Source organism: Nostoc sp. CHAB 5715, from assembly GCF_020829685.1.
In the GTDB taxonomy this organism is placed as follows: Bacteria; Cyanobacteriota; Cyanobacteriia; order Cyanobacteriales; family Nostocaceae; genus Nostoc.
Genome location: NZ_JAIVFR010000418.1, coordinates 1 through 6206, shown reverse-complemented (window position 1 = coordinate 6206; position 6206 = coordinate 1). Strand labels below are relative to the sequence as shown.

The window sequence follows — 6206 nt, the reverse complement described above, 5'->3', positions numbered from 1 at the left end:
CACTCGTCTAGCATTTGGTGCTATTAGTCATTAGTCATTAGTCATTTGTCATTAGCAAATTATCAATGCCCCATGCCCAATGCCCAATGCCCAATGCCCAATGCCCAATGCCCAATGCCCAATGCCCAATAATTAAAGATTACCGAAGCCTTTTTTCTTTTTATCTTTGGTTTTTTTCTTTTTCGTGCCTGTGGCATCACCGCCATAACCCCGCCATCCGGGGGCTGGGGGACGATTGCCTGCGCCTGCGAAGGCGTTGCCCATGCCGCCACCGCCAAACATTCCTGGCATTCCAGGGAAGCCACCTTGACTCATTTGCTGCATGAGCGATCGCATTTTTTGGAAATCACCCACCAGTTTAGTCACATCTGACTCTCTATAGCCTGAGCCAGCAGCAATCCGCCGCCGCCGACTGGGAGAACTGGCTAATAAATCGGGGTCGTGGCGTTCTTGGCGAGTCATGGAGTTAATCATCGCCTCACAGCGTTTCAGCTGGGTTTCTCCCTGCTTAAGCTGATCGTCTGAGAGCTTGTTCATCCCTGGAATCATCTTGATGAAGCCTCCCAGAGAACCCATGTTCTTTAGCATCCGCAACTGCTTGAGAAAGTCAGTAAAGTCAAACTTTGCTGACAAAATTTTCTCCTGCATTTTCTCAGCATCTGCTAAGTCAAACTCTTCCTGGGCTTTTTCTACCAGGGTGAGAACATCGCCCATTCCCAAAATCCGCGATGCCATGCGATCGGGATAAAACGGTTGTAGTGCCTCGACTTTCTCACCCACGCCCACAAACTTAATCGGCGCTCCCGAAATCTTTCGCACCGAAAGCGCTGCACCACCACGGCTATCACCATCCATCTTGGTGAGAATCGCCCCAGTAATTCCTATCTGCTCATGGAAGGTGCGGGTAAGATTAGCTGCCTCTTGACCAGTCATCGCATCCACCACCAACAGAGTTTCATGGGGTTGGACAGTTGCTTTGATGCGGGCTAATTCCGCCATCATGTCTTCGTCAATTTGCAGGCGACCAGCAGTATCAATAATTACTGTGTTTACACCTTCTGCCCTAGCGCGTTCTACACCCTGTCGGGCAATTTCTACGGGATCTGCGTCGCTTCCTAGTTCAAATACTGGTACGTCAATTTGCTTACCCAACGTCACCAACTGGTCGATCGCAGCTGGGCGATATACGTCTGTTGCCACCAACAAACAGCTACGATCTAATTTTCTCAAATGTAAAGCTAACTTAGCGGTAGCTGTGGTTTTACCAGTACCTTGCAACCCAGCCATTAACACAATAGTAGGCTGTTCCTGGGCTTCTGCGATGGGAACATTCTCTTCTCCCATCACCTGCACCAATTCATCGTGAACAATTTTGATGAACTGTTGGTCAGGTCGCACGCCGGTAATCACCTCGGCTCCCTGTGCCTTGGCTTCGACTTCGCTAATAAAATCTTTGACTACCTGGAGATTGACATCTGCTTCCAACAAGGCGCGACGCACTTCGCGCAATGCATCTTGAATGTTGGATTGAGAAATTTTGTCCTGTCCCCGCAGTTTTTTCCAGGCGGCTTCTAAACGGTCAGATAGAGCATCAAACATAATGTAATTACAGGTAGTTCGCCAATGGGAAATTCTAAACCGCCGATGAATGCGATTTGGAATTTCCGCTAAAGTTTAAACGTGCTATCTACCAGCTTAGTATTTTTCACTGCGACTGTAGCAACCAGATACCTACCTTTATTGAAGTAGTAAACCGTCCTTTGGGTGTAAATTTTGATTTTTTCAAAGGGAAAATGCCAACACTACAGATGAAGTAAGTATTTTAGTGTGAATAGTTGATAAAGCGCAGGAGAGCGAAAATATATGAAAGAATATAGAGCATATATGTGTGACTTTGGACATCAGTGGTCTTTTTTTAAGAATAAACAAGACCCTGAAGATGAAGGAGACTGTGTATGCTCAGAAGGTCATCCCGCAGTTATGCTCAAAAAGGAACCAGCAGTTGATGATGTTCAAATGACTTTTAGACCAGCAGGTAGAGTAGTAGATACACTTAAACAGCAGGTTCATGGACGAGGCAAATACTACATAATAATCTCCAACTTGGCAGGCACACAGGAAAGAGTCTCAAAAAAAGTATATTCTTGGGAAGAGATATATCAAATTGGTACAAGGTTTGATAAACGTTCATTTGAATGGGCATTAACTTACTGGGAAAGTCTTTCTCTTTAACTGGATAAAGCCAGTCTTTTTCTAAAACAGGACTTACGCAATAACTCTCTGAAACTCTTATTCCTTTGCGTCCTACCCTGCGGGAAGCCGCTCCGCGTCTATGCGGTTCGTTTTCTCATGAATTTTTTTGCGTAAGTCCTGTAAAAGAGAGCTTTACGCATGGCTTATTCATTTGAAAACTGTTGTAATCGCCCTTTTATGATTGAGTTGCTGCTGGTTTTGAACGTTGTTGTTGATAAAAGCGGACAACTTTTTGCACATACTCAGCAGTGAAGCTTTTGTTACAACCTGTATAGCTACCAGTCATCCACCAACAAGCTGCGCCGCGCACAGATGCAATTTCATTATTGTTGGTGGTACGGAACTGATTGGTTAACTCACGGCGCATGATACAGGATACAACTTGACGAGCGATCGCAGGGCTGTTTTCAAACTGCGTCGGTGTCAGTTCTCGTTTGAGACAAGTTCTTGACCAGCCTTTGAGGGTTTCTGGTTTAACTTGCCATTGGCTGTAAAGTCCATCGTTGGGATTTTTGGTCTGCGGTGCAGCCTGTCGCAATGCCTCTACCATCGCCGCAACTTGGGTATCAGAAACCGGCTGCTGTGCTTGAGCTAATAATGGCAATAGTCCGAAGGTGACAATAACTCCGTTGAGTAGTAATCCTATGGGTTTTTTGATCATAAGGTAACATCCTATGTGTTTACGCTATCAATTAGCAAGGCATGATGCACAGATTAACAACCTACTAAATTTTCTATAGCATCGGCATCATTTGGTAATGCGGCTGTTAAAACTTCGCTACCTTCTGCGGTAACTAAAACATTATCTTCAATGCGGATTCCGCGTACATCAGCAAATTCAGATAAACGCTGCCAATTCACCACATTCTGATATTTTGAGCGGACATTGGCATTATTTAAAATTGCTGGCACTTGATAAAAACCAGGCTCAATTGTGACTAACATTCCTGGACGCAAAGGACGATTTAAACGGAGATAGCCTAAGCCAAAGCGATCGCTCCTAGAACGTCCCTCTTCATACCCAGCTAAATCGCCCAAATCTTCCATATCATGAACATCTAAACCCAGTAGATGACCGATACCATGAGGGAAAAACAGCGCGTGGGCATCCATCTCTACTAAATCCTGGGGATTTCCTTGTAAAATGCCTAACTCTACTAAACCTTCAGCTATGACCGTGGCAGCTAGCAAATGAATGTCCCCATACTCTACACCAGGGTGTATTTTGGCAATGCAAGCATCATGGGCTGCCAGCACAACATTATAAATATCTCTTTGGGTAGATGAAAACTTACCAGATACTGGCCACGTTCGAGTGACATCACCTGCCCAACCAGTCTCAGTTTCAGCGCCAACATCGGCAAGTAATAAGTCACCTGCTTGTAGGGGATGGTGATACTGTTCGTTATGCAAAACTTCACCGTGAACGGTAACAATACTGTTGTAGGAGGTAGTCATATTGTGGGCAATAATAACCCCTTCCATTGCTGCACGAACTTCTGCTTCCACTTTGGCTTTAGGTGTTGTTGCCATACCAGCTTTGTGCGCCTCAACAGTGACAAGCGCAGCTTTTCGCAACTGGGTTAATGCAGCTTCATCATGAGTGAGGCGCAGAGAAACGATCGCTTTAGCTAACTCCAAGTCAATTCCTTGGGGAGGACTTTGTGGTAAAACCCATCTATTTAATAGCTGCGATTGTTGCGTCCAAGTAGCTGCATCTTGTACAGCAAGTGTGGCGGCATCTTCTAACCAAGACTCTAATTCTGCCATTGGTCGAGCCACATCCGCCCCAATCTTCTGAGCTATTTCCTCGCGCGTTGGCATTTCTCCATGCCAAAGGGCGCTGCTGGGTGATGGATCGTCGATAAATAGTTCTAGCTTGCTTGCTTCTAAACGAATTGCCGCCTTTAGTAATGGTAGTCCAGCAAAATAGAGGAAATGACTGCTAGCGCGAAACGGAAAGGAATTTGCAGGAAAGTTGCGCGGACTGTTGCTACCTGACCACAGAATTACTGGAAAATCAATGAGGTTGGCTAGTTGTTGCCGTCGGTGGCGTAAAGTATCGATTAGGGAAGTAGAAGTTTGTTCGATCAGCATAAATAGAAATTCAAAAAGAAGAGTAAAGGTTATAGCTTTGCCTTTATTTAGTCGTTATCGTCTTTATCGTCATCGTCTTTATCATTGTTGCGATCGCCATCTTTGTTATCATCATCTTCGTCATTCTGGTTAGGTTGTATGACTGGTTTTCGTTGCTCAGTTGGAGCAGATGGCTGCGGTACTTCAACACAACTAACTAATACTCCAGAAATTAGCGCTAAGTTTACAGCAGCAAAGATGCTTCTAAAGATTTTTATTATTCCCTTTTGCTTTGACATTAATCCTAGTTCTTGGAGATTGTATTCCTAATTTATCAGGTACTGTATATGGCGGTTATCGTTTGGATGTAACACGCGCTTTGGTAGCACAGCTGTGCTACCCTACAAATGATCCGCAGCCTCATAATAATGGCAAGGTTGTCATAAATCTTTAACGCACTGCTGATAAATATAATGCTTAGGACTTACGCAAAAAGTGCTGAAAAGCTTAATTTATCGAACCGCCAAGAACGCCAAGAACGCCAAGAATCGTAGAGTTTGCGTAAGTCCTAATGCTGTCTAATTTTGAAGGTGACTCTAATGGGACAAACCATTACTCAGGTTGATGCTTTTACCAATATACCTTTTGCAGGTAATCCTGCTGCTATCTGTGTTCTGCCTACTCCCCAAGACGAAGGTTGGATGCAGAATGTAGCGCAGGAGATGAATTTATCTGAGACGGCTTTTTTAGTTAGACAGGATGATGGCTTCAATCTGCGTTGGTTTACGCCCAAGGTGGAAGTACCGCTTTGTGGTCATGCAACTTTAGCTAGTGCTCATGTACTTTGGTCAGAGGGGCATTTGTCACCTAATGAAGTTGCGCGTTTCTACACCAAAAGCGGAGTGCTGATTGCTAAATTGCAAGGTAAGTGGATTGAGTTAGATTTTCCGGTGAATCACTCACAAACAACAGTCGCCCCGCGAGAACTCAAGGCTGCTTTGAGTGTCCCATACAAATCTGTTTTCTTGAATTCCTTGGGCTATTTAGTGGAATTGGAATCTGAAGATTTGGTACGGCAAATACAGCCAAATTTCCAAATACTGAAAACATTGCCTACTTCTGAGATCATTGTCACCAGCCTTACCAACTCTGATTCTGAATATGATTTCGTCTCTCGCTTCTTTGCACCGGGTTTAGGGATTGATGAAGACCCTGTAACTGGGGCGGCTCATTGTTGTCTCGCTCCCTTCTGGCGCGATCGCTTGCACAAAGATCAGTTATTAGCTTATCAGGCATCCAGTCGCGGTGGAGTGGTGAAGGTGTATTATGACGGAAGCGATCGCGTCTTTCTTAGCGGACAAGCGGTAACTGTTATGCGAGGTGAGTTAATTACCGGATAAATCTAATATTACAAATCAATCGCATCCGGTAAAAACTCAGCATCAAGAATTTGGGCAATGGAATAAGGACACTCCACTGGAAACGTATCTATTGGTAGTTCAGTTTCATTACTAGCAGCTTTCAATCCCCGATGGTAGCACTGGGCTAAAACTTCTTCTGGATAAGACTTGAGGCTGGCTCCCGTTGTTGATAATGTAGTACACCCTTCCTTTACAGGTAGCAGGATCCGGCAAAGTGAGTGTAATGGCAGATGTAGCCCTTGAAATAACCGTGTAATCGTCTTCAGCCAGTGCTCCTCCTGCCGTAATGACTCTGACATTGGCACTTACCGAACCGAAAACCTGGAAGGTACTGTTCGGTGCAACGGTGTGGGTTCCTACCCCCACTTTCCCGTCTTTCATCACGGAAACAGCGTTAGAGCGAACCGCCGGTGTGTTGGGATTGGCGTTACCGATCTGGAAAAGACTCGATTGACC

7 protein-coding genes are annotated in these 6206 nt (G+C 45.0%); 2 read left to right on the top strand and 5 right to left on the bottom strand.

Translation table 11 applies throughout. The annotated features are described in order from the left end of the window. Positions 1-132: 132 nt before the first annotated feature. Positions 133-1599 carry a signal recognition particle protein gene (gene ffh / locus LC574_RS21875; protein WP_229455597.1) on the bottom strand — a complete coding sequence of 489 codons (1467 nt, stop codon included), beginning with the start codon at positions 1597-1599 and terminating at the stop codon, positions 133-135. A 264-nt stretch (positions 1600-1863) separates the two neighbouring features. Here ffh and LC574_RS21870 point away from each other — a divergent pair, with 264 nt between their 5' ends. Next, positions 1864-2232, top strand: a complete 369-nt coding sequence (locus tag LC574_RS21870; RefSeq protein WP_229455596.1) for a hypothetical protein — start codon at positions 1864-1866, stop codon at positions 2230-2232. A gap of 196 nt (positions 2233-2428) precedes the next feature. Here the strand turns inward: LC574_RS21870 and LC574_RS21865 are convergent, their stop codons facing one another. Genes LC574_RS21865 through LC574_RS21855 form a run of 3 tightly spaced genes read right to left on the bottom strand, consistent with a single transcriptional unit; the run spans position 2429 to position 4628 of the window. Beyond that, the gene (locus LC574_RS21865) at positions 2429-2914 is read right to left on the bottom strand and encodes a hypothetical protein (RefSeq protein ID WP_229455595.1); all 486 of its coding nucleotides are present in this window, start codon (positions 2912-2914) and stop codon (positions 2429-2431) included. 53 nt (positions 2915-2967) lie between these two features. Then, on the bottom strand, positions 2968-4350 hold the full coding sequence (locus tag LC574_RS21860) for an aminopeptidase P family protein (RefSeq protein WP_229455594.1): 1383 nt from the start codon (positions 4348-4350) through the stop codon (positions 2968-2970). Positions 4351-4397: 47 nt separating this feature from the next. Beyond that, the gene (locus LC574_RS21855; protein WP_229455593.1) at positions 4398-4628 is read right to left on the bottom strand and encodes a hypothetical protein; all 231 of its coding nucleotides are present in this window, start codon (positions 4626-4628) and stop codon (positions 4398-4400) included. A gap of 300 nt (positions 4629-4928) precedes the next feature. Here LC574_RS21855 and LC574_RS21850 point away from each other — a divergent pair, with 300 nt between their 5' ends. Further along, positions 4929-5729, top strand: coding sequence for a PhzF family phenazine biosynthesis protein (locus LC574_RS21850; RefSeq protein WP_229455592.1), 801 nt, complete (start codon positions 4929-4931; stop codon positions 5727-5729). 8 nt (positions 5730-5737) lie between these two features. Here the strand turns inward: LC574_RS21850 and LC574_RS21845 are convergent, their stop codons facing one another. Beyond that, positions 5738-6049 carry a DUF29 family protein gene (locus LC574_RS21845; protein WP_229455591.1) on the bottom strand — a complete coding sequence of 104 codons (312 nt, stop codon included), beginning with the start codon at positions 6047-6049 and terminating at the stop codon, positions 5738-5740. Positions 6050-6206 lie beyond the last annotated feature (157 nt).